23 protein-coding genes are annotated in these 21,931 nt (G+C 73.0%); 9 read left to right on the top strand and 14 right to left on the bottom strand.

What is annotated here, in order from left to right; genetic code table 11:
- Positions 1 to 24: 24 nt before the first annotated feature.
- From K7I03_RS29790 to K7I03_RS29775, 4 genes are all read right to left on the bottom strand, one after another.
- Complete coding sequence (locus tag K7I03_RS29790; protein ID WP_185940823.1) at positions 25 to 1,107, bottom strand: threonine aldolase family protein; 1,083 nt, start codon at positions 1,105 to 1,107, stop codon at positions 25 to 27.
- Positions 1,104 to 1,865, bottom strand: coding sequence for an SDR family NAD(P)-dependent oxidoreductase (locus K7I03_RS29785; protein WP_185941047.1), 762 nt, complete (start codon positions 1,863 to 1,865; stop codon positions 1,104 to 1,106). The genes K7I03_RS29790 and K7I03_RS29785 overlap by 4 nt, the downstream gene beginning before the upstream one ends.
- Positions 1,866 to 1,936: 71 nt before the next feature.
- On the bottom strand, positions 1,937 to 3,343 hold the full coding sequence (locus K7I03_RS29780) for a DUF6421 family protein (protein WP_185940822.1): 1,407 nt from the start codon (positions 3,341 to 3,343) through the stop codon (positions 1,937 to 1,939).
- A 207-nt stretch (positions 3,344 to 3,550) separates the two neighbouring features.
- Positions 3,551 to 4,135 carry a GNAT family N-acetyltransferase gene (locus tag K7I03_RS29775; RefSeq protein WP_185941046.1) on the bottom strand — a complete coding sequence of 195 codons (585 nt, stop codon included), beginning with the start codon at positions 4,133 to 4,135 and terminating at the stop codon, positions 3,551 to 3,553.
- A gap of 90 nt (positions 4,136 to 4,225) precedes the next feature.
- Here K7I03_RS29775 and K7I03_RS29770 point away from each other — a divergent pair, with 90 nt between their 5' ends.
- The 3 genes from K7I03_RS29770 (at position 4,226) to K7I03_RS29760 (ending at position 6,466) form a co-directional block, all read left to right on the top strand.
- Positions 4,226 to 4,618, top strand: coding sequence for a VOC family protein (locus tag K7I03_RS29770; RefSeq protein WP_185940821.1), 393 nt, complete (start codon positions 4,226 to 4,228; stop codon positions 4,616 to 4,618).
- Positions 4,619 to 4,770: 152 nt separating this feature from the next.
- Positions 4,771 to 5,367, top strand: a complete 597-nt coding sequence (locus K7I03_RS29765; RefSeq protein ID WP_185940820.1) for a DUF5134 domain-containing protein — start codon at positions 4,771 to 4,773, stop codon at positions 5,365 to 5,367.
- Positions 5,368 to 5,527: 160 nt separating this feature from the next.
- A complete protein-coding gene (locus tag K7I03_RS29760) occupies positions 5,528 to 6,466 on the top strand; it encodes a M56 family metallopeptidase (protein ID WP_185940819.1) in 939 nt (312 codons plus the stop codon).
- Between the two features lie 160 nt (positions 6,467 to 6,626).
- Here K7I03_RS29760 and K7I03_RS29755 read toward each other — a convergent pair whose 3' ends face one another.
- From K7I03_RS29755 to K7I03_RS29740, 4 genes are all read right to left on the bottom strand, one after another.
- Entirely contained in the window at positions 6,627 to 7,844 is a 1,218-nt protein-coding gene (locus K7I03_RS29755) for a hypothetical protein (protein WP_185940818.1), read from the bottom strand.
- Between the two features lie 283 nt (positions 7,845 to 8,127).
- Positions 8,128 to 8,832 carry a hypothetical protein gene (locus tag K7I03_RS29750; protein WP_185940817.1) on the bottom strand — a complete coding sequence of 235 codons (705 nt, stop codon included), beginning with the start codon at positions 8,830 to 8,832 and terminating at the stop codon, positions 8,128 to 8,130.
- Positions 8,829 to 9,347 carry an RNA polymerase sigma factor gene (locus tag K7I03_RS29745; RefSeq protein ID WP_185940816.1) on the bottom strand — a complete coding sequence of 173 codons (519 nt, stop codon included), beginning with the start codon at positions 9,345 to 9,347 and terminating at the stop codon, positions 8,829 to 8,831. Before K7I03_RS29745 ends, K7I03_RS29750 begins: the two co-directional genes overlap by 4 nt.
- Before the next feature lie 29 nt (positions 9,348 to 9,376).
- A complete protein-coding gene (locus K7I03_RS29740; RefSeq protein WP_185940815.1) occupies positions 9,377 to 9,541 on the bottom strand; it encodes a hypothetical protein in 165 nt (54 codons plus the stop codon).
- A 432-nt stretch (positions 9,542 to 9,973) separates the two neighbouring features.
- Between K7I03_RS29740 and K7I03_RS29735 the strand changes: the two genes are divergently transcribed.
- The 3 genes from K7I03_RS29735 (at position 9,974) to K7I03_RS29725 (ending at position 13,501) form a co-directional block, all read left to right on the top strand.
- A complete protein-coding gene (locus K7I03_RS29735) occupies positions 9,974 to 10,933 on the top strand; it encodes a serine/threonine-protein kinase (protein WP_185941045.1) in 960 nt (319 codons plus the stop codon).
- A gap of 211 nt (positions 10,934 to 11,144) precedes the next feature.
- Positions 11,145 to 12,596 carry an amino acid permease gene (locus K7I03_RS29730; protein ID WP_185941044.1) on the top strand — a complete coding sequence of 484 codons (1,452 nt, stop codon included), beginning with the start codon at positions 11,145 to 11,147 and terminating at the stop codon, positions 12,594 to 12,596.
- A 44-nt stretch (positions 12,597 to 12,640) separates the two neighbouring features.
- The gene (locus K7I03_RS29725) at positions 12,641 to 13,501 is read left to right on the top strand and encodes a GNAT family N-acetyltransferase (protein ID WP_185940814.1); all 861 of its coding nucleotides are present in this window, start codon (positions 12,641 to 12,643) and stop codon (positions 13,499 to 13,501) included.
- A 63-nt stretch (positions 13,502 to 13,564) separates the two neighbouring features.
- Here the strand turns inward: K7I03_RS29725 and K7I03_RS29720 are convergent, their stop codons facing one another.
- Complete coding sequence (locus K7I03_RS29720; RefSeq protein WP_185940813.1) at positions 13,565 to 14,023, bottom strand: hypothetical protein; 459 nt, start codon at positions 14,021 to 14,023, stop codon at positions 13,565 to 13,567.
- Between the two features lie 224 nt (positions 14,024 to 14,247).
- Between K7I03_RS29720 and K7I03_RS29715 the strand changes: the two genes are divergently transcribed.
- Together K7I03_RS29715 and K7I03_RS29710 are read left to right on the top strand one after the other, a co-directional pair.
- Positions 14,248 to 14,724, top strand: coding sequence for a hypothetical protein (locus K7I03_RS29715; RefSeq protein WP_185940812.1), 477 nt, complete (start codon positions 14,248 to 14,250; stop codon positions 14,722 to 14,724).
- Between the two features lie 34 nt (positions 14,725 to 14,758).
- Positions 14,759 to 15,118, top strand: a complete 360-nt coding sequence (locus tag K7I03_RS29710) for a MazG-like family protein (RefSeq protein ID WP_185940811.1) — start codon at positions 14,759 to 14,761, stop codon at positions 15,116 to 15,118.
- Between the two features lie 259 nt (positions 15,119 to 15,377).
- On the opposite strand, the gene K7I03_RS29705 is transcribed toward K7I03_RS29710, so the two are convergent.
- The 3 genes from K7I03_RS29705 to K7I03_RS29695 form a co-directional block, all read right to left on the bottom strand.
- The gene (locus K7I03_RS29705; RefSeq protein ID WP_185940810.1) at positions 15,378 to 16,163 is read right to left on the bottom strand and encodes a phosphotransferase; all 786 of its coding nucleotides are present in this window, start codon (positions 16,161 to 16,163) and stop codon (positions 15,378 to 15,380) included.
- 806 nt (positions 16,164 to 16,969) lie between these two features.
- Positions 16,970 to 18,289 (bottom strand): alpha/beta fold hydrolase, encoded by a 1,320-nt coding sequence (locus K7I03_RS29700; protein WP_224347280.1) that lies wholly within the window; start codon positions 18,287 to 18,289, stop codon positions 16,970 to 16,972.
- A gap of 265 nt (positions 18,290 to 18,554) precedes the next feature.
- On the bottom strand, positions 18,555 to 18,767 hold the full coding sequence (locus tag K7I03_RS29695; RefSeq protein ID WP_185940809.1) for a hypothetical protein: 213 nt from the start codon (positions 18,765 to 18,767) through the stop codon (positions 18,555 to 18,557).
- Positions 18,768 to 19,038: 271 nt separating this feature from the next.
- On the opposite strand from K7I03_RS29695, the gene K7I03_RS29690 reads away from it, so the two are divergent.
- Positions 19,039 to 19,737, top strand: coding sequence for an HAD family hydrolase (locus tag K7I03_RS29690; protein ID WP_185940808.1), 699 nt, complete (start codon positions 19,039 to 19,041; stop codon positions 19,735 to 19,737).
- A gap of 4 nt (positions 19,738 to 19,741) precedes the next feature.
- On the opposite strand, the gene K7I03_RS29685 is transcribed toward K7I03_RS29690, so the two are convergent.
- Both K7I03_RS29685 and rox read right to left on the bottom strand, forming a co-directional pair.
- Complete coding sequence (locus tag K7I03_RS29685; RefSeq protein ID WP_185940807.1) at positions 19,742 to 20,308, bottom strand: glycoside hydrolase family 25 protein; 567 nt, start codon at positions 20,306 to 20,308, stop codon at positions 19,742 to 19,744.
- A 144-nt stretch (positions 20,309 to 20,452) separates the two neighbouring features.
- Positions 20,453 to 21,910: a rifampin monooxygenase gene (gene rox, locus K7I03_RS29680; RefSeq protein WP_185940806.1), complete on the bottom strand. Its 1,458-nt coding sequence runs from the start codon at positions 21,908 to 21,910 to the stop codon at positions 20,453 to 20,455.
- Positions 21,911 to 21,931: the final 21 nt, after the last annotated feature.

The following is a 21,931-nucleotide window of genomic DNA, read 5'->3' as shown; positions in this document are numbered from 1 at the left end:
GTCATGCGCGGGAGCGGCCGGGGGTCACCCCCGTGCCATCTCCTCCTTGACGAGCGCGACGAACGCGTCCACGTCGTCCTCCGTGGTGTCGAAGGCGCACATCCAGCGGACGTCGCCCGCCGCCTCGTCCCAGAAGTAGAAGCGGTACCGCTTCCGCAGCCGCTCGCTCACCTCGCGCGGCAGGCGCGCGAAGACCGCGTTCGACTCGACGGGGTGCAGCACCTCGACGCCGTCGACGGCCCGGACGCCCTCGGCGAGGCGGGCGGCCATCGCGTTGGCGTGCGACGCGCTCCGCAGCCAGAGGTCGCCGGCCAGCAGCGCCTCGAACTGCACCGAGACGAAGCGCATCTTGGAGGCGAGCTGCATCGACAGCTTGCGCAGGTGCTTCATCGCCTTGACCGCGCCCGGATTCAGCACGACGACGCACTCGCCGAACAGCAGGCCGTTCTTGGTGCCGCCGAAGGAGAGCAGGTCGACGCCGGCGTCCGTGGTGAAGGCGCGCAGCGGAACGCCCAGCGTGGCCGCGGCGTTGGCGGCGCGCGAGCCGTCCAGGTGGACCTTCATGCCCCGCTCGTGGGCGTGGTCGCAGATCTCCCGGATCTCCTCGGGGGTGTAGCAGGTCCCGAGTTCGGTGGTCTGGGCGATCGAGACGACCTGCGGCTGCGCGCGGTGCTCGTCGTCCCAGCCCCACGCCTCGCGGTCGATCAGCTCGGGCGTGAGCTTGCCGTGCGGGGAGGGCACGGTGAGCAGCTTCAGCCCGCCGACGCGCTCGGGCGCGCCGCACTCGTCGACGTTGATGTGGGCCGAGGCGGCGCAGATCACCGCGCCCCACCGCTCCGTCACCGCCTGGAGGGCGACGACGTTGGCGCCCGTGCCGTTGAAGACGGGGAACGCCTCGGCGGTGGGCCCGAAGTGGGAGCGGAACACCTCTTGGAGGTGCTCGGTGTACCGGTCCTCCCCGTACGCGATCTGGTGGCCGCCGTTGGCGAGGGCGAGGGCCGCGAGGACCTCCGGGTGCGCGCCGGCGTAGTTGTCACTGGCGAAGCCGCGGACCCGGGGGTCGTGCCGGCGTATCGCGTCGGTCTCGCTCACGTGCGGGTCGCTCACGTGTGGGGCGTCAGCCACAGACGGGTTCCGTTCACTTCCGAGGCGGGCTTCTCCCAGACGCCGACGATGGCCTCGGCGAGGTCCTTGACGTCGGTGAAGCCCGCGAACTTGGCGTTGGGGCGCTCGGCACGCATGGCGTCGTGCACCAGGGCCTTGATGATCACGATGGTGGCGGCGGCCGCCGGTCCGTCGTCCCCGCCCGCCTTGCGGAACGCGTCCCCGAGGGCGAGCGTCCACGCCTCGGCGGCGGACTTGGCGGCGGCGTACGCGGCGTTGCCCGCGGTGGGCTTGCTCGCCCCGGCCGCGCTGACCAGCACATACCGGCCGTTGCCGCTGCGGCTGAGGGCACCCTCGAAGGCCAGCGAGGTGTGCTGGACCGTACGGATGAGCAGCTTCTCCAGCAGCTCCCAGTCGGCGGGGTCGGTCTCGGCGAAGGTGGCCGAGCCGCGCCAGCCGCCCACCAGGTGGACCAGGCCGTCGACGCGCCCGAACTCCTTCTCCGTGCGGTCGGCCCAGGCGCGGGTGGCGTCCAGGTCGAGGAGGTCGACGGTGTCGCCGATGACGGTGGCGCCGCCGTGGGCGTAGCGGGCCGCGTCCACCGCCTCGGCGAGGCGGGCCGCGTCCGCGTCGGCGGCGACGACCGTCGCCCCCGCCTCGGCCAGCCGCAGCAGGGCCGCGCGGCCGGCCGGGCCGGCCGCTCCCGCCACCGCCACGACGGCGCCGTCCAGCCGGCCGTCGCCGTTGGTCGGAGTGCTCATGGTCTTCGCCTCCTCGTTCCCCGCGAGGTTCCCCGCGCTGTTCTCCGTGGTCCCCGCGCTGTTCCCGGTGCTCACGCGGCCACCTTCGCCACGCTCGCCGCGGTGATCCCCTTGGTCGAGGCGATCACGGTACGCAGCTTCTTGGCAAGGGCCTCGTAGAACATGCTGAGCGGGAACTCGTCCGGAAGCACGTCGTCCACGAGCTTGCGCGGCGGCAGGCTGAGGTCCAGGGCGTCGGGGCCCTTGGCCCAGGTGGAGCCGGGGTGCGGGGCCAGGTACGTGGAGACGAGCTCGTAGGCGGCGAGCCAGTGGACGAGCTTGGGGCGGTCGATGCCGTCGCGGTAGAGCTTCTCGATCTCGCCGCACAGCTGGTTCGTGACCCGGGAAGCGCGGTCCCAGTCGATGTGGAGGGTGTTGTCCGTCCAGCGTACGACGTCGTTCCGGTGCAGGTAGGCGAAGAGGAGCTGGCCGCCGAGGCCGTCGTAGTTGCGGACGCGCTCGCCGGTGACCGGGAAGCGGAACATCCGGTCGAAGAGCACGGCGTACTGCACGTCGCGGCCCTGGGCGTAGCCGTCGGCCTCCAGCTTCACGGCCTCCTTGAAGGCGGTGAGGTCGCAGCGCAGCTCCTCCAGGCCGTACATCCAGAACGGCTGCCGCTGCTTGATCATGAAGGGGTCGAACGGCAGGTCGCCGTGGCTGTGCGTCCGGTCGTGGATCATGTCCCAGAGGACGAACGCCTGCTGGCAGCGCTCCTGGTCGTCCAGCATGGCGGCGATGTCGTCCGGGAGCTCCAGGCCGAGGATGTCCACGGCCGCCTCGGTCACCCGGCGGAAGCGGGCGGCCTCGCGGTCGCAGAAGATGCCGCCCCAGGTGAAGCGGTCGGGGGCCTCGCGGACGGCGATGGTCTCCGGGAAGAGGACCGCGGAGTTGGTGTCGTAGCCCGCCGTGAAGTCCTCGAAGGTGATGCCGAGGAAGAGGGGGTTGTCGTAGCGGGTGCGCTCCAGCTCCGAGAGCCACTCGGGCCACACCAGGCGCAGGACGACGGCCTCCAGGTTGCGGTCCGGGTTGCCGTTCTGGGTGTACATGGGGAAGACGACCAGGTGCTGCCGGCCGTCGACGCGCCGCTCGGCGGGGCGGAAGGCGAGCAGCGCGTCCAGGAAGTCCGGCACGGCGAAGCCGGCGTCCGCCCATTTCCGCAGGTCGGAGACGAGGGCGGCGTGGTACTCGGCGTCGTGCGGGAGGAGCGGGGAGAGCTGCTCGACGGCGGCGACGACGCGCTCGACCTCGGCCCGTACGAGCTCGCCCGGCGGGGCGCCGTCGGCTTCCAGGTCGATCGAGCCGTCGGCGGACTGCCACGGCCTGATCGTCTCGACGGCGTCCTTGAGCTGTGACCAGGCGGGGTGCCCGGTGACGCTCTCCACGGACGCCTCGGACGATTCGTCGGCGGCTATCGCCCTCGACGCGAGAATTTCCGTCATGACAACCCCTTCCCTGGAGAACCTGGCGTTAAGACACCGTATCCATGCGTGGTTCTCCTCCTCAAGGGGTGCTGCTGCAAATTATCCTGCGGCCCCCGGGGGGCCGCCGTCGTTTTTCCTGTCGGAGGCTGCCGAAAGCGAGAGACATGCGAGAGCCGCCGGATGCGGAGCGTCCGCGTCCGGCAGCCGTCCGTCACGGAAGGCGTGCTACGGAAGTTCCTTCACCAGCAGCTCGAACTCCAGGTCCGCGCGGCGCGGTATGCCGAAGCGCTCGTCGCCGTACGGGAAGGGGACCATCTTCCCGGTCCGCCGGTAGCCCCGCCGCTCGTACCAGGCGATCAGCTCCTCGCGCTGCCGGATCACCGTCATGTGCATCTCGCGGACCCCCCACTCCGCCCGCGCCACCCGCTCGGCCTCGGCGAGCATCACCCTGCCGAGCCCCGCGCCCTGGAGGGCCGGCAGGACCGCGAACATGCCGAAGTAGGCGTGATCACCGCGGTGTTCGATGTGGCAGCAGGCGATGGGGCCCGCGGGGTTCTCGGCGCCTTCAGGATGCTCGGGACCCTCGGGGTGCTCGGCCAGCAGCACCCGGCTGCCCTCGGCGGTCAGCACGGCCGTGACGCCCTCCTCGTCGGTGCGCTGGCCGTCCAGGAGGTCCGCCTCCGTGGTCCAGCCCGCACGGCTGGCGTCACCGCGGTAGGCGGACTCGATCAGGGGGACGAGCGCGGGGGCGTCGGCCGCGGTCGCGGCGCGGATCACCGGCCGGTCCTGGCCGGGGCGGGCGGTCTCCATGGTCTCCATGGCGTTCCGGGGGTCCTTTCCTGGTTCCGGTGCGATCACTCCCGAGACTAACCGCAAGGCCGGTGCGTACAGTCGGACGGCATGGTGCACGTACTGAGCGGCAGGGTGTTGCTGAGGCCGACCGATCCGGAGCGCTCGCGGGCGTTCTACGGCGGAGCGCTGGGCCTCGCGGTCTACCGGGAGTTCGGCACGGGCGAGGAGCGCGGCACCGTCTACTTCCTGGGCGGCGGCTTCCTGGAGCTCTCCGGCCGCGCGGAGGCGCCGCCGGCGCCGGGGCTGGAGCTGTGGCTCCAGGTCGCCGACGTCGCGGCGGCGCACGACGAACTCCGGGAGCGCGGCGTGCGGATCCTGCGGCCGCCGGAGCGGATGCCCTGGGGACTGATCGAGATGTGGATCGCCGATCCCGACGGGGTGCGCATCGCGGTGGTGGAGGTGCCGGAGGGGCATCCGCTGCGGTACCGGCCGGGCATCTGACGCCCACCGCACCGGAGTTCGGCCGACCCGGCCTTCCGGCCCGGGGGCGCGCCGATACCCCCCGCGCCCCCACCCTGCGCCCGTGCGCTCCCGTACGACCCCCTCGGCGCGGGCATTCTGCCCAGGGGGAGCGCACGTCGGGGAGGTGTGGGGTGCACGGACCACCGCTGGTCGGGTGGCTGCTGGTGGTCGTGGGCACCACGGCGGGCGTGTACTGCCTGCACCGGGCCCGGTCCGGCGCGGCGGGGGAGCGCCGGGCCGCCCGGGGCGACGCGGTGATGGGGCTGGGCATGGCGGCCATGGCGGCCCCGGTGTCGGCGCCGACGGGCCGGCCGTGGGGGGCGGTGGCGTTCGCGGCGCTGTTCGCCGCGGCGGGGGTGCACGCGCTGGTGGCGGCCCGGCGCGGAGCCGACGCCCACCGACTGCACCACGCGGCAGGGGCGTTCGCGATGGTGTACATGGCGCTCGCCATGGCGGGGGCTCCGGCGGGCGATCACGGCGGCGGCCATGGCGACGGCCATCCTCCCGCCGGCACACCGCTGTTGACGGGGCTGCTCCTGGTCTACTTCGCGGTGTACGTGGTGCGGACGCTCGCCGCGATCGTCCCAGTACCGGCGGCGAGGGCGGCTCCGCCCGGCACGTCGCCGGGGATGACCGCGCCGCCGTTGGCGCGCGCCCGGCTGGAACTGACCGGCGTCTGCCGGGTTTCCATGGGAATAGGGATGTTGGCGATGCTGCTGACGATGTGAGTGATCCACGGGACGCTCGGGACGTCCGGATCAAGCCCTCGGCCAAAAGGCGTAGGTCCTGCCACTGCACGCGGACGTGTAGGTCCACTACTGTTCTGCTCCAGCACTGGACCCACAGGACTCCACGCCGCCGTGGACGAATCCGAGGGAAGGCACACCCATGCTCGTCCCGCTCGCGCTGTTGGCCCTCGGCGCGCTGCTCGCCTCGCTCGCCCCCCGTTTCCTCGCCCGCGCGGACTGGCCCGACCGCGAGCCGGTGCTGGCCCTGTGGGTGTGGCAGTGCGTGGTGGCCGCCGTCCTGCTGTGCTGCGCGCTCGCCATGGCCCTGAGCGCCGCGGCGGCCTGGGAGGCCGTGCGCGGCAATGTGTTCGCCCCCGCGCCGAGCGGTGTCGTCGAGGCGTACGCCCTGGGCGGCTACGGCTCGCTGGCCGCGCCCATGGCCGTCGTGCTCGCCTGCGGGGCGGTCTGGACGGCCGCCATGCTCACCCGCGAGATCCGCGGCGCCCGCGCCCGGCGCCGACGGCGCCGAGCCGACCTCCTCGTCCGCTCGCCGCGCCTGCCCGGCGAGGAGCCGGGCGGCGAGCGGCTGGTGCTGCTGGAGTCCGACCGGCCCGACGCGTGGCTGCTGCGCGGCGGTCCCGCCCCGCAGCTGGTCATCACCACCGGCGCGCTCCGCCGGCTCGACGACTCCCAGCTCGACGCGCTCCTCGCCCATGAGCAGGGCCACGTCCGGGCCCGCCACGACTGGCTGCTCCACTGCTCCTCCGCGCTCGCCAACGGCTTCCCCCAGGTACCCGTCTTCGCCGCCTTCCGCGACCGGGTCCACCACCTGGTGGAACTGGCCGCGGACGACGTCGCGTCGCGCCGGTTCGGGCGCCTGACGACGGCGCTCGCCCTCGTCGAACTCAACGAGGACCGGGGGGTGTTCGACCCCTGCTCGGCCCACACCGCCCAGGTGCCCCGCCGGGTGGACCGGCTACTGGCACCGGGGCCTCGGCTGAGCCCGGCTCACCGGCTTCGGCTGACCGCCACGGCGGCGCTCGTGCCGTTCGTGCCGGTGCTCGTCACCTTCGTGCCGGGGCTGCGGGCGCTGGGGTAGCGCCTGCGGCGGGCTGGTGCCCCGGCCCCTCCCTTTCACCGTTTCCCGCGGCGGCAAGCCCCCGCACCCCCGAAACCGCGCTCCGCGCGGTTGTCCTCAAACGCCGGACGGGCTGGTAGTCACCGGTCCGCTCCGGGGAAGCCGGTCACCATAAGACCGGTCACCATTCGATGAGAACGGCGCCGTCATGGCCGTCTTTGCCTTGGGTGCCAGCCTGGCCCGGAGAGCCCGCGTTGCCGTCCTCGACGTCCTGATTGTGCTTGGACTGGCCGCTGCCGCCATCGCCCCCGCTCCCTCCGTGGCCTCCGCGGCCGCCACTGCCGCCGTGCCCCCCGCTGCCGTAGCGCCGACCGTGTGCGCCGCCCCCGCCGCCGCCCCCGGCACCGCTCGAACCACCGGAGAACGCCGACCCTCCATAGCCGCCGTCCTTGCCGTTACCACCGAAAGTGCCCCGGCCCCCGGCCCTTCCGCCGCTTCCGCTCCCGCCGTCCACGACCTCGACGGGAAGGGCGGTCTTCCCCTGGGGGGTCTTGCAGACGAACCCCTCCTCCGCCTGGAACCGGCCGCCGGCCCCTCCCAGCCCGCCGACCGTCTCACTGCCGCCCTTGCCGGGGGAGCCGTTGCTGTACTCACCGTTGTAGCCGCCCTCACCGCCTCCCCCGCGGACACCGCCCTTGCCCGGCCCGCCGTCCGCCCCTGCCGGTGCGGAGGCGAGCACGTGCCGGTTCCCGTCCCGCACCAAGGACGTGAAGATGTCCACGACGTCGGAGGGGGCCCGGCCGTCGCCGCCGGCGCCACCGCTGCTCCCGTTGGTGCCGCCGCCGAAGGTACTGCCGCCTCCCCTCCCCGGCCCGCCGGCACTGCCACCCGTCCCTTCCCGACCACTGAAGCGGCCGTATCCCGGCCGGACGTACAGTTTCCTGCCGCCCTTCAGCCCGTCGAGGTGGCACTTGATGAAGCCGCCCGCGCTGCCGCCACCGCCGCCCCCGCCGCCCCCACCGCCGGCACCTCCTCCGCCGCCGCCTCCGCCGGACGTGGTTCCCGGCTTTCCGCCGCCGCCACCGCCACCGCCCCCACCGCCGCCGGCCCCACTGCCACCCGCGCCGCCACCGCCCCAGACCGAGATGGTGACCGCCGTGACGCCCTTGGGCACCGTCCAGGCCTCGGCGATGCCATATGCCTTGTCGAACAGCTTCCGGCCGTGCTGGGGGGCGGCGGCCCGGGCGGGAGTGGCGGCTTGACCGCCGAGGAGGCTGGTGGCGAGGAGGCCGGCGAGCAGGGCGCAGGCGTGCGCAACGGTCCGGGGGCGGGAGGCGGACGGGACGCGCCGGGCCCGTCCGTGCTCCCTTTCCCGGTGCTGGTCCAGGGGATTGTTCATGGTGACTCCTGTCGTGACCGGCGAGGACACCCCGCCGGGGCCACGAGAGGTACCGGTGTGATGAGCGGACGGTCAAAACGGCCGACCGGAATTCAGCGCCTCGCGCCCAAACTCCTGTCGCGCACCCGCACATCCGTCTCACCACGGTCGGCAGGAAGGCCCACGCCAGTCACCGGAAACCGCCGCGAAACCGCTCGCCGGCGTGAACTCCGTCCACCGGGGCTGACCACTTCCACTGATCGGCTGCCCGGCCGTCACCGCCTTGACCTTGGGGGCGCGGGGCTCAGCAGGCCGCCGTCAATTCCCCGATCCGCTCCGGGAAATCCGGCTGCGGCAGCGGCAGATCGACCTCCTCGACGAAGCCGAGCGCGTCCGGCACATACGCGATCACCGCCGTCGCCGCGGGCGAGAACCCCTCCCCCTCCCGCAGCCCGTCCAGCATCTGCAGCGCCATGTTGAGATCGTTGCGGTCGATCTCCTCCGGAGTCTCCGGCATCAGCGCCTCCAGCCCCGCCTGCCGACGCCAGAGCTCCGCCTCCCGCCGCTCACCGAGCGCCATGTGGTGCAGGTACAGGCAGCACGCGGCGCCGGTGTCGTCGGCGCCGGCGCCGAACTGCCACCAGAAGCGGGCGCTGTCCTCGCGGTCGGCGAGCTGGAGGACGCAGCCGAGGACGAGGGCGCCCTCGGGTTCGAGGAGGCGGTCGGCGAGGAGGGCGCCGAGCTTGTGGAGATCGTGGGCGACGACGGTCTTGCAGAGGCTGCGGAGCCGGCGGTAGAAGGCGCGGTGGGGCAGGTAGTTGCGGTGGGCGGCGCGGACGGCGGCGGTGCGCGCCGGTTCCATCTGGTCGTCGAAGTACAGGGCGCCGTGCCACATGCGCTCGGTGAGCCGGACGGCGAGCCGGGCCTCGGCACGGTCGACCTCCGCGCTCGGGTAGGGGCGCGGGTCGAGCCGGGCCTTGGCCAGCACGTGGTCGAGTGTTCCGGTCACCGGTGCTCCTCTTCTCTCTCCAGTCCGAGCGCGTCGTGCAGGCGGTGGCGGGCGTGCCGGGCGGTGGAGCGCACCCCGCCCTCGGTGATGCCCATGATGTCGGCGGTCTCCCGGACGCTGTAGCCGAGGCAGTAGTGCAGGACGATGACGTCGTGCTGGCGCGCCGGCAGGGCGCAGATCGCCTTGTAGACGGACAGGCTCTGCTCCAGTTCGCCGATGGGGTCGACGGCGTGCCGCAGGGCGCTGGTCTCGAAGGCCGCGGTGTCGATGACGGTGGGGCGGCGGCCGCGCGCGCGGGCGCAGTCGATGGTCCGGTGTCTGACCACGGCCCAGGCGTACGCGTTGGGGTTCTCGGTTCTGAGGACCTCGGCCCAGGTGAAGTACAGGTCCTCGAAGGCCTGGTCGACGGCCTCCTCCGCGTCGTGGCGGTTGCCGAGGTAGAGCTCGGCCCAGTGCACGTAGGCGGCGCGGTAGAGCTGGTGGAACGCCCGGTAGTCGGCGGGCAGTCCGGTCACGGGAAACGTACTCGCTCGGGAGGGTGCCGTCACCTCTCGCCTCCCCGCCGCCCGCGGGGGCCGCGGCGCAGTTCGCTGATGCCGATGCGGACACCGGCGGCGGCGGCGCGGCGCAGCAGGGCGAGGGCGTCACTGCCGAAGACGCGTGCGAAGACCGCCGCGTTCAACAGGTCGGCCGTGTGATGTGGGTTCACGGAACTGGTGGTCCCTCCGGTCGTTTTGATCATGTACCGGGCCCGGCGGGCCGCTGCCGAGTCCGCCGTGCCGCACGGGGAGGCGTCGCGGTGGCGCGCTCTCTTCCCCTTCGCCGGTAATGGCGTTCCACAGGGGGGGTTTCGTGCATCGGACCAACGTAAAGTCTTACGGAAGGTTTCGCTCCGGTTACCCTCCGCCAGCTGTCGGAGGTGACAAAAATCGAAAGTATGCGGGATTGGATCGTCCGGATGCCTCTCGGGAAGCGGCCGTCCTGAGTAGGGTGGGGTTCACGGCCGGTGAGCGTCCGACCACGCGCCGGGTCCGGATGCCGTCCGGCTCGGGCGAGTTGCGCGACTCCGGTGCGGTGCGGATCCGGTGCGGTGCGTCCCGGCGGGACGCGTCCCGATGGTGCGACAGGGTGGCAGGTGAGCATGGTCGCTGGCTCGTTCGAAGGTCGGTACGTATGGCATCCGGCCGCCGACGACCACGAGTTGGCCCAGGCGTGCGTCGAGGTGCAGGCGGGCCGGTACCACAGCGCCCACGCGGTCCTGCAGGACGTCCGGGACGACTTCGCGACGCGGGCGCACCGATCGCTCGTCCTCGCCTCCATGGCGGCCGACTCGGACTTCGCGGAGCGCTGGCTGGCCGAGGAACCGGGCCCGGACTCCGCCCTGTTGTGGGCCCGGGTGGCGATGTTGCGGGCGTTGCGGATGGCCGACATCCGGGACCGCAGGACCGCGTCCCTGCTCCGGATCGCCGAGGCGGCCTGCGACCAGGCCGCGCAGATGGCACCCAAGGACCCCACCCCCTGGGTGGCCCGGCTGGCGCTGGCCCGCACCGGGCGGGTCCGCGACCCCGCTCCCCCGGGGATGCTCACCGCGCCGTCCGGCCCGTGGTCGCTGTTCTCCCGGGCCCTGGCGCTGGACCCGTGGAACCGGGAGGCGCACCACCGCTTCCTCTCCTTCTACTTCGCCCGGCACGGCGGCTCGGCGAGCGCCCGCTGGGACGTGGCCGAGTTCCTGGCCAACCGCGCCCCCGCCAACTCCCCGCTGCGGCTGCTGCCGTTGGTGACGCTGGTGGAGGACTACGACCCGCGCGCCGACCCGTTCGCGGACCGCGCCTGGGGCCAGCACCGCTGGCGGACGCTCGCGCTGGAGGTCTACGCGCGGTGGCTGCCCGAGGTGCCCGGGTACCGGTTCACGCCCGTCCTCGACCTCGCCTACCTGGCGCACGCGCTCTCCATGGCGGGCTGCCTCGACGAGGCCCGCACGGTCTTCACCACCATGGGCCCGTACGCGTCCCGCATGCCGTGGAGCGTCTTCGGCAGCCCGGAGGAACAGCTCAGCAAGGCCCGCCGGCGGTGCGGACTGCCGGCGCCCGGCTCGCCCTGACGGGCTGCCGGGCCGCGATTTCGCGCCATCTCAGTACCGCCCGCACCGCCCGCACCATCGGACGTCGCGTGAGCCGCCCGGCGTCCGGCCCCGTCCCCCGTCCCCTCGCAGAAAGCCGCTGTCCGTGTCGGAGTCCCTCTCCCCCGCTCACGCCCGAGCCCACCGGCAGGCCGCCCACGTCGCGATGGACGACGACGCGACGCTGCACGCCATGGGCTACCCGCGCAAACTCACGCGCAGGTTCCGGGCGTTCGACAATTTCGCCATCTCCTTCACCATCATCAACATCCTCTCCGGGATCTTCTCCTCCTTCGGCTTCGGAATGAACGCCGGCGGCCCCCGGATCCTGGTCTTCGGCTGGATCGGCGTCTCGGTCATGGTGCTGTTCGTCGGCGCCTCGATGGCCGAGATCGCCTCCGCCTACCCGACCAGCGGCGCGCTCTACTTCTCCGCGGGCAAGCTCGCCAAGCGGCACAAGGGCGCCTGGTCCTGGTACACGGGCTGGCTCAACTTCATCGGGCAGGTCGGCGGCACCGCCGCCACCGACTTCGCCGCCGCCACCTTCATCCAGTCGTTCGTCGCCCTGCAATGGCCGTCGTACGAGCCGACGGCCCAGCAGACCGTCGGCATCACCGCCGTCATCCTGCTGATCCAGGCGCTGGCCAACACCTACACCGTGCGGCTGGTCGCCATCGTCAACCGGATCTCCGTGTGGTGGCTGCTGATCGGCCTGGTCGTCATCGTCACCTGCCTGATCACCGTGCCGTCCGAGCACCAGTCGGCCTCGTTCGCCACCCACTTCGTCAACAACACCGGCTTCTCCAACGCGGTCTACGCCGGAATGCTGGGCCTGCTGGTGACCAGTTGGACGTTCACCGGGTTCGACGGCAGCTTCCACATGTCGGAGGAGACCGTCCGGGCCACGGTGAACGCGCCCCGCGGCATCATCCGGGCCATCGCCTGCTCCGCCCTCACCGGCCTCGTCCTGGTGCTCGCCCTGGTGTACGCCGTCCGCGACTACGCCTCCGAGGCCGCCGCCTCCGCCCCGCCGGTGCAGATCCTCATCGACGCGCTCGGGCTGACCACGGCCAAGCTGCTCCTGCTGCTCGTCATCGGCGCGATGCTCTTCTGCGGGCTCGCCAACATGACCAGCAACACCCGGCAGATCTTCGCCTTCTCGCGCGACGGCGCGATGCCCGGCTCCCGGCTGTGGCACTCCGTCTCGGACCGCACCCGCACGCCCGTCAAGGCCGTGTGGCTGGCGGCGGCCTGCGCCCTGGTGCTCGTCATCCCCGGCTGGTGGTCGCACGTCGCGTTCACGGCCGTCGTCAGCGTCAACGTCGTGGGCCTCTTCCTCGCCTACGGCGTGCCCATCTTCCTGCGGCTGCGGCTGAAGGACTTCGAGCCCGGCCCGTGGCACCTCGGCCGGTTCGGACGGCCGGTGGCCTTCGTCGCCGTCGCCTGGATCGTGATCAGTAACCTGCTCTTCATGCTGCCGCAGGCGTCCCCGATCACCGCCGAGTCCTTCAACTACGCGCCGATCGCGCTGGGTGTGGTCCTGCTGATCGCCACGGTGTGGTGGTTCGCGTCCGCGCGGCGGCGCTTCAAGGGGCCGGTCAGCTACGGCAGTCCGGACGAGGTGGCGGCGATGGACCTCATCTGACGCCCGCACCACCCGACGCACACACCGGAAGGAACTCCAGCACCATGCACCCCATCGACGCAGCCGAACTCACCGTCACCACCGCCTCGGCCGAGGACTGGCGGCAGGTCGTGGCGTGGGCCACCGAGGAGGGGTGGAACCCCGGCCACGGCGACGCCGACCGCTTCCTCCCCACCGACCCGGAGGGCTTCTTCACCGGCCGGCTCGACGGACGGATCGTCACCGCCATATCGGTCGTCAACCACGGTCCGGACTACGCCTTCCTGGGCTTCTACCTGGTGGCCCCGGACCAGCGCGGCCGCGGTCTCGGCCTGGCCACCTGGCGCGCGGCCTTCCCGCACGCGGGCACCCGGACGGTAGGCCTCGACGCGGTGCCGGAGCAGGAGGAGACGTACAAGCGCTCCGGTTTCGTCCCCGCCTACCGCACCCTGCGCTGGACCGGCCGCCCGGCCAGGAGCGGCACCACGGCGGCCGGCGTCCACCCCGTCACCCCGGACCGCCTCGACGCCGTCGCCGCCTATGACCGGGGCTTCTTCCCCGCCGAGCGGCGCGCCTTCCTCGCCCGCTGGCTCGACGGCCCCGGCCGCGTCGCCCGGGTGCTGCTGCGCGACGGCCGGGTCACCGGCTACGGCCTGATCCGCCCCTCCCAGGACGGCCACCGCGTCGGCCCCCTCTTCGCCGACACCCGCGAGGACGCCGAGGCCCTCTTCGACGCCCTCACCGCGCACCTCGGCCCCGACGAGGAGGTCTGCCTCGACATGCCCGAACCGAACACGGTGGCCACCGCCCTCGCCGAGGGCCGCGGCCTGACCACGGACTGGCACTCCATCCGGATGTACGCGGGCCCGGTCCCGGGAACGCCGGCGGAGCGGGCGTTCGCGGTGACGAGCCTGGAGCTGGGGTAGGGCGCACGCGGAGGAACGGACCGGCCGGCCCTCCCGGGGGAGGGCCGGCCGGCACCCCGGGGATCAGTACCCGCGCTCCGCGGTGACGTCGACGGTGTGCGCCTTGCCCTTGACCTTCAGCAGCACCCGGATCTGATGGCCCGTGTAGTAGTTGGACTGGGCGTAGTGAGGCTTCCAGTCGCACGGCTGGAAGCCGCTGCCGGCCAGGACCTGGTTGAGCGTCATGTCCTTGATCTGGACCTGGGCCTTGCCACCGTCGCCGTTGTTCCAGCACTGGAGCTTGACCCGGGCCGTGTTGGCGGGCCGGGGCATGGTGTAGTTCTGCGACTGCCACTGCTTGCCGTGCGCGTTGAGGTAGTCGGCCGAGATCTTCGCCGGGCCCCAGACGTGCACAAAGGTGGTCTTCAGCGCCGCGTCCCCGTCGGCGCCGGCGGGCGCGGCCATGGACGGGGTCGCGGTGAGGACGCCGCCGAGGACGGCGGTCGCGGCCGTCAGGACGACGCGCTTGCGTACGTGGGTCATTCGGGTTCCTTCCCCCGTGGTGCGGGACGGCGACGCGGAGGGGTCCCGCACCGCCTGTTGACACCACCGACTCTGGCGGCCGGCCTCGCCGACCCGCCAGGGACTGCCGGGAAAGCGGGTGTTCATGGGACGTCCCAGCCCGTGACCTGCGCTGTCGCCGCGTCCCATGAGGCGGAAGTGGGACGGCGGAGTACACGCCGACGAGCCGCACTAACGTTCCGTCCATGGAATGGACGAGTCTTGCCGGAACGGCGCTGGGCGCGGTCATCGCGACCGCCTCGGGCGCCCTGTTGGAACGCCGGCGCTGGCGGCGCGAGCGCGGGGAGCGCGACGTGGCGGTGCGGCGCGCGCTGTACGCCGAGTACCTGGCGGGGCTGGCGGAGGCACGCTCCGCCGGGGCCGTCCTGGCGCGGAACACGGCCATGGACCCGGCGGACCGGTTCACCACCGCCCGGGAGGCGTTCGCGCCCTGCATCCGGCTGCGGTACCAGATGGCCATCACCGCCCCCTCCGACGTCGTCCGGGCGTCCGACGAGGCGTTCCGCCGCCTCCGCGACTTCCGGGACCGCGTCATCGAGGGCGCGGGCGAGACCGACTCCGCGTACGTGGACGGCAAATTCGCCTACAACGAGGCGTTGTCGGCGCTCCAGGAGCTGATGCGGCAGGATCTCGTCGACGAAGGCACCGGCCCGCGCCGGTGAGACATCCGCCGCCGCGAGCCGAGAGAGGTCGCCCGTGACAGCCGCCCCCGACAGCGAACCCGCCCTCTGGACCACGGCCCGCCGGTCCGCCGCCGCTCTGGACGCCGCCAACGGCACGGGTGCGCACGAGACCGCGCTGCGGCTGCTCAAGCTCGGCGAGGAGGTGGGCGAGGTGGTCCAGGCGTACCTCGGCATGACGGGCCAGAACCCGCGCAAGGGCGTCACCCACGACCGGTCGGACGTGGCCGCGGAACTCTGCGACGTCATCATCACCGCGGCCACCGCCCTCCACCTCTTCGCCGACGATCCGGCCGGCGCGCTGGAGGAACACGCGCGGCGGGTGGGGCGGCGGGTGGCGGAGTGGGCCCCGAGCAGCCCGTCCGAGGGAGCTTGAGGACGACCGCGGGGAGCGCGGTTCCGGGGGCGCCCCCGAGAATCGGTGAATCCCGGTCTCTGCGAGTTCGACAGCGCGGACGCGGAGACTGCCGTAGGCGGCCCACGCGATCCGGCGGTGCGGACTGGTGCCTCCCGTCCGGCCGGACGTTCCAGTCGTCGCGGCACACGGTGCACACGCCCGTGCGGAGGACGGTCGGGGCAGGTCCCTATACGGTGCTGGTGGCCTATGGTTCCAGACCGGATCCTTTCCACTCTACTTAGTCGAGTAGGTGCCGATATCTGGCGTTGCTCCGCTGCGCGGCGTGGCCCAGCTTCGCTGTCCACCGTCGGCACGTGACGTCCACGAAGATTGCTACGGACTTCGGGTCCGCGTTCCGCCAACTGGTGAACCCGTTGAGCCATTCCAGCGCGTCAGCCGGGGCGCATCCGGACTCCATGAGGCGTACGGCTGTACATGCCGGATCCACCCATGCGGGTCCTGCCACCGGCATGGCCCAGTCCACGACATAGGCGGCGCCGTCGTGGTCGGCGATAAGGATGTTGTGCGGGTTGGTGTCCGTGTGGAGCAAGGCGCTTCCAGTCAGCAATTCGGCCTCGCCAGGCAGCAGATACGACGCGAATCGGTCGGCCAGGGACGGTACGGGCACGGCGGAACCGCTGAACGCTTGCATGCGCTCCAGAGCGCGTGTCACTGCCGGTAGATCGCTCGTTCCCGGGCTCAGGTCGGCGTGCCGACCCGCAACGTACGTGAACGCCAGGCAGCCCCATCCCGCACTGCGGAAGGAGTGCTGGATCGCTGGACTGACACTCCGCACCGTTGAGTTGACGCGCGCTTCGCAGTCGAGTGCCGCGACGGCTTTGGCTTGGTCGTCGCGGACGCCCTTGAGGAACAGGTGTCCGCCGCGTTCCGTGGTGAGCACGAGCGCCACGGTGCAGTTGAGTCCGTCGGCAACGATCTCCGACGCAAGTACCCGCCCCGTGTGTGCTTCCACTGTGTTGTGCAGGGCGGCGGGGAGTGCGTCCCAGCCGACTCGTTCGATCACTGATTCTCCCTTGTGCGCGGGGAAGGGGCACCGCGTGGGCACCCCTTCCCACTCTCGGCGTTACTACTGTGTTGCGCCGCACTTACGGCAGCGCGTGGCGCCGCTCCACTGCACCCAATCGTGGTCGCAGTCGTCGTTGCGCAGCGTGTGCCACATGCGAACCTCCTGTGTGTCGATTCAGTGCACTTGCCGATCCGTCCGGCCGGTCTTGATCAGTGACGGCCGGCCGGGCGTGATGCCCCGCCTGCCGTGCCGGAAGGTGCCGTGGGGGAACACGATCGGATGTGTCGGCGTGGCAGACGGGAGTCTGAGAGGACTACACGTCCCAGGTCTGTCCGTGTTACTGAACCAGGTGCAGCGCGAGGAGAGCCCGTGTGGCGCCGATCATGTCCGGGTCGGCGGTGCAGGTGGCCAGCTCCCCGATGCGCTTTCACGCCTCGCAAGCGCCACATCCGGAGACGGACTCCGGCATCGGGGCGGACGGGGCCATCCACGGCGGAGCGGCCGGCGGGGGCGGTGCGGTCGTCTTGGGCGACTCCGGCGGTGTAGGAACGAGCCGATCGGATCGGGGCCCGGCCCAGTGCCGGAGGATCACGTACGGCACCGACCGGTGCCGCTTGCCGCTCACTTGGGTCCCCAGTGCGCCGTGTACTCGCGCAGCCCTCGGGCGACCCGCCACACCGATGCACGGTGGGCGGGGCGGCTGACGGACTGATGGTTTGAGGGCTGTCCGCCATGCTTCGGATGGCACGGTCGAAGGGAAAGGGGCGGGACCGGGGCACAGCCCGCCGCAGGCGCCCACCCGTTCACCCCGCCTCCGCCCGGAACGGCACACACCCCTTCGCCGACACCCCACCATGCGCGCCGAGAAACGCGAGCACGTCGCAGAACGACCGCCCCAGCACGTCGTCGTGGCCGGCGCCCGCGTACATCCGCTCGGTGACCGAAGGCGACCCGAGCGCACGGAGGTTCCGGGCGACCTGAGCCGTCCAGGCGGCGGGCACGTCCTGGTCGGCGCCGCCCTGGACCATCAGGACGGGGGCGTGGACGGCCGCCCGGTCGGGGTTGCCGTAGGCGGCCATCCTGCCGCCCACGACCGCCAGTTGGGCGCGGTCGAGCGGCAGCGCCCGCTCGGTGGTGGTCCGGGCGAGGGCGGGGTGCGGAGCGGTCAGGCACTCCTCGAAGACCTGGCGCGCGGTCCGGGTGGCGGACGGGCCGAGCAGCCGGGCCAGGTCGACGCCGGGGTCGGTCGCGCTCAGTCCGGCCAGCGAGTAGAGGGCGAATGCCAGACTGCCGGGCTGGTGGGCGGCGATGACGCCGGGCAGCATCGCGTCGAGATGGCTAGCCGGGGCGACGGCGACCGCGCCCCCGAACCGGGTCCCGGGCGCCCGCCCGGCCGCGCGGGCGGCGAAGAGGGCGGCCTGCCCGCCCTGGGAGTGCCCGACGGCGAACCACGTCGGCGCGAGGTCCGGGAGCAGCCGGTGCGCCGCGGTGACGCTGTCGACGACGGCGTTGCCCTCGTCCGGCCCGACCAGGTAGGTGTGCGGGCCGGGCGTCCCGAGCCCCGGGTAGTCCGTGGCCACCACCGCGTAGCCGGCGCGCAGGAAGGCGCCCGCCTCCTGGGCGTAGACGTTGAATCCGAGGTTCGCCGCCTGCGACGGCGCGCACGCGTCCGCGATGCCGGTGGTGCCGTGCGCCCAGGCGAGGACGGGCCGGCCGCCCGGCGGCGGGGCGCCCCCGGGGACGAGGAGGGTGCTGCTCACGGCGATGTCCTTGCCGTGGGCGTCGGTGGAGTGGTGGAGGACGGTCCAGCGTTCCGCCGCCCCGGTCCGGGGGTCCGGGCCGTGCCGGGTGGCGGCGACCGGGGTGCCGGGCGGGGCCGGGGGCAGGGGCTGCGGCACCCGGTAGGTGTGCCCGTCGACCCGGACCGCGGCCGGGGGCTCCCCGGCACCCGCGGCCCCGGCCGGAGCGGAGCCGTCCGCCGAGCAGCCCGCCGCGGCGAGGGCGACGGCGGTGGCGGTGGCGGTGGCGGTGGCGATGGCGGCCACCGCCGACGGCCAGGCGGGCCGGCGCCGCCGCGGGCGGCCGCCGCGCTCGGATATGCCCCCGGGGCTGGTCGTCCTCACGGCGTGCGCTCCCTCCACTTGGGCCACTTGGGCCACTTGGGCGACGGATCCGGGCCCGGCGTCCCCTCCGCCCGGGCGGCCCGCAGAAGGCGTCGTCCGGACGGACGGCCGCTCGGGCCTGACGGGCGCCCGCCGCTCCGGCCCGGGTGGGGCCTGGTGCGGCGGGCGGCGTACGCGTCGCGGTTGTCGGGGCGGTCGGGCCTCGGCTCCGGCTCCCGCCGCGGCCGGACTCCGCCGTCGATCGGCACGACCCGGCTCCGGCTGCTCAGTCCTCCTCCGGGGCGTTGATGCGGTCGGGCGTCATGCGGCCGCTTCCCCAGTTGTGCGAGGCGTGGGCCGGGTGGCTGGTGAACTTCGAGATGTGGACGAGGTCGTCCGCGAGCCGTGATGTCTCCGGGTTGCCCTTCAGCGCCTGGATGGTTTCCTTGGGGACGCTCGCGGCCGCGTCGATGGCGTCCGAGACGGGATCCGTAGCCATGATCAACTCCAGAGGGGGGTGGACAACGGTTCTCCCACCGTCCGGTACACCGCCCTCGTCCGCATGCAGGCTGCGCCGAACGGGTGACTCCGGTCCGGCCGGCCGGCCGGACCGGCGCCGTCCCGCCGAGACCTCGATGACACCCCCGGCAGGCGTGCCGGTCGACGGTGATCGGTCTCGACGGCCCTCTCCGCGCCGCGACCACGCGCGTTCTCGGGTCGCGCCCCGCCCGGGGCTTCCGAGCCCCCCGGCCGCCTGGCAGGCTGCCGCCATGACCGTGACGGGTGTGCTCTTCGACTTCTCCGGAACCCTCTTCCGCATCGAGTCCCCCACCGCCTGGCTGCGCCACGCCGCCGCCCGCCGCGGCCTGCCCCTGGACGACGGTGAGCTCACCCGCCTTGCCGCCGCCCTGGCCGCAGCCGGCGCCCAGCCCGGTGGCCCGCCGCCGGCGGCCGTTCCCCCGCACCTCACGGACGCATGGGCGCACCGCGACCGCTCCGCCGCCGAACACCGCACCGCCTACCTGGGGCTGGCGCGCGAAGTCGCGCTCCCGGACGAGGGGTTGTACGAGGCGCTGTACGCGCGCCACATGGAGCCCGACGCGTGGCTGCCGTACCCCGACGCGCCCGGCGTCCTCGCCTCGCTGCGGGAGCGCGGCATACCGGTCGCCGTCGTGAGCAACATCGGCTGGGACCCGCGGCCGGTGTTCCGCGCGCACGGCCTGCACGCGTACGTGGACGCGTACGTGCTCTCGTACGCGCACGGCGTGCAGAAGCCGGACGCCCGCCTCTTCCGCACCGCCTGCCGGGCGATCGGGCGGCGGCCCGAGGACGTCCTGATGGTCGGCGACAGCGCGGCGGCCGACGGCGGCGCGACGGCGATCGGCTGCGCGGTGCGGCTCGTCGAGCACCGGCCGGTGGCCGAACGCCCGGACGCCCTGCGGCGGGTGCTGGCCGAGGCCGCGGCCTGAGGGATCAGTCCGCGGCCTCTTCCTCCCGGCGCGCCCACGACCGCAGCGCCGCCCGGTCCGCGAACCGGGCGACGTTGCGGTCGATCCCGCCGGACGTGCCGTACTGGTGGAACGTCCACGGGAATTGCACGCCCGGCCGGCCCGCGGCGTGGTCGGGGTCGGCGATCCACAGCCCGTCCCCGGCGCGGCTGGTGGTGTCCCGGTGGAACCAGAAGTCCCGGTTGCAGTAGAGGACGACCCGGTGCCCCGGTGCCCGCGCGGCCACCCGGGCGAGCCAGCGGTCCTTATCCGCGCAGGAGACGCCGGACTCCTCCCAGTCGAGGGCGAGGACGTCCCCCGCTCTCAGCGCGATCTTGCCCAGGAACCGGTCCGCCTGCGCGGACATCGATCCCGGTGTGACGTAGTGGTAGTACCCCACCACCAGCCCGGCCGCCCGGGCGCGGTCCCGCTGCGCCACCCACTTGGGGTTGGTGTAGGACATGCCTTCGGTGACCTTGACGAAGGCGAAGTCCTGGCCGGCGACGGAGTAGTTCTCGCTCTGGTAGCTGCTGACGTCGACACCGTGGATCATGACGGGCTCCTAGCGTGACAAGTACACGTCACGTGAGTGCCCCGCCGGCCGCCCTGTCAACAGCACGGATCGGCCACGAACCGGTACCGGTTGGGACGGGCTGGCCTCAGACGGAACCGTACGCCTCAGGCGGCACCGCCCGTCTCAGGCCGCGGCGCCGAACCACCGGGACAGGCGCTCCCGCAGCTCCCGCAGGTCGTCGCCGGCCCAGGCGACATGGCCGTCCGGACGCAGCAGGACCGCCGGCGCGTCCAGCTCCTCGCTGACGTCGACGACGTGGTCGACGCGGTCCGCCCAGCCCTCCGCCGAGAGGAGGCCGGTCTGGTCGAGGAGGAGGCCGCGGCCGCCGCGCATCAGCTCGTAGAGGCGGCCGTTCTCCTTCAGGGGGATGTCGCGCAGCCGGCGGCCGAGCAGGTCGCGGCCCTCGCCGAGGTGCCCCTCGCCGACGTGGTCCTGGCCGAAGTCGTAGCGGACCCCGACCCCGGTGATCATCGCGGTCACGTGCCGGTTGACCTCCTCGAAGTCCAACAGTTCGGCGAAGAGTTCGCGCAGGGCGACGGCCCCCGGGCCGGTCCCGAGCAGGGTGATCTGCGCGCGGGTGTTGGCCACGACGCGGGCGCCCACCGGGTGCCGTTCGGCGTGGTAGGTGTCCAGCAGGCCCTCGGGCGCCCAGCCGGCGACCTCGGCGGCCAGCTTCCAGCCGAGGTTGAACGCGTCCTGCACACCGAGGTTGAGGCCCTGGCCACCGGTCGGCGGGTGGATGTGCGCGGCGTCGCCGGCCAGCAGCACCCGGCCCGCCCGGTAGCGCTCGGCCTGCCGGGTGGCGTCGCCGAAGCGGGAGAGCCAGCGCGGCGAGTGCACGCCGAAGTCGGTGCCCGCGACCTCCCGCAGCCGCTCCTTGAACTCCTCCAGCGTCGGCGGCTGGATCCGCTCCTCCGACACGCTCGCGGCGGGCACGATGACGCGGAACGTCCCATCCCCGTTGGGGACCGTCCCGAACCGCAGCTGCGTCTTCCGGACCTCCGCGACGACGGCGGCGACCTGCTCGGGGTCGTCGGCGATCTCCATGTCGCCCAGCATCGTCTCGACCGTCGCGGGCTCGCCGGGGAAACCGATGCCGGCCAGCTTGCGCACGGTGCTGCGGCCGCCGTCGCAGCCGACGAGGTAGCGGGAGCGCAGCCGGGTTCCGTCGGCGAGTTCGACGGTCACCCCGTCCTCGTCCTGCTCCAATCCGACGACCTCCTGGCCTCGCCGGATCTCGGTGCCGAGCTCCCGCGCGTGCTCCTCCAGCAGCCGCTCGGTGACCGGCTGCAGGGTCGAGAGGCCGTACGGGTGGCCCGTGTCCAGGCCCTTGGGCCACGGCTTGGCGATGCCGCCGAAGAGGCCGCCGACCTGAAACTTCTCACTGACCGTCAGAAACCGCTCCAGCAGGCCGCGCTGATCCATCAGCTCGACGCTGCGCGTGTGCAGGCCGCGCCCCCGGGACTCCTTGGTCGGCTCGGCCAGCCGCTCCAGCACGACCACGTCCACACCGTGCAGCCGCAGCTCGCCGGCCAGCATCAGACCGGTCGGACCGCCACCGACCACGATTACGTCGAACATCCCCACGCCCACTTCCACGAG

This window comes from Streptomyces mobaraensis, from assembly GCF_020099395.1.
Classification (GTDB): domain Bacteria; phylum Actinomycetota; class Actinomycetes; order Streptomycetales; family Streptomycetaceae; genus Streptomyces.
This window is presented reverse-complemented; position numbering and strand designations above follow the sequence as displayed.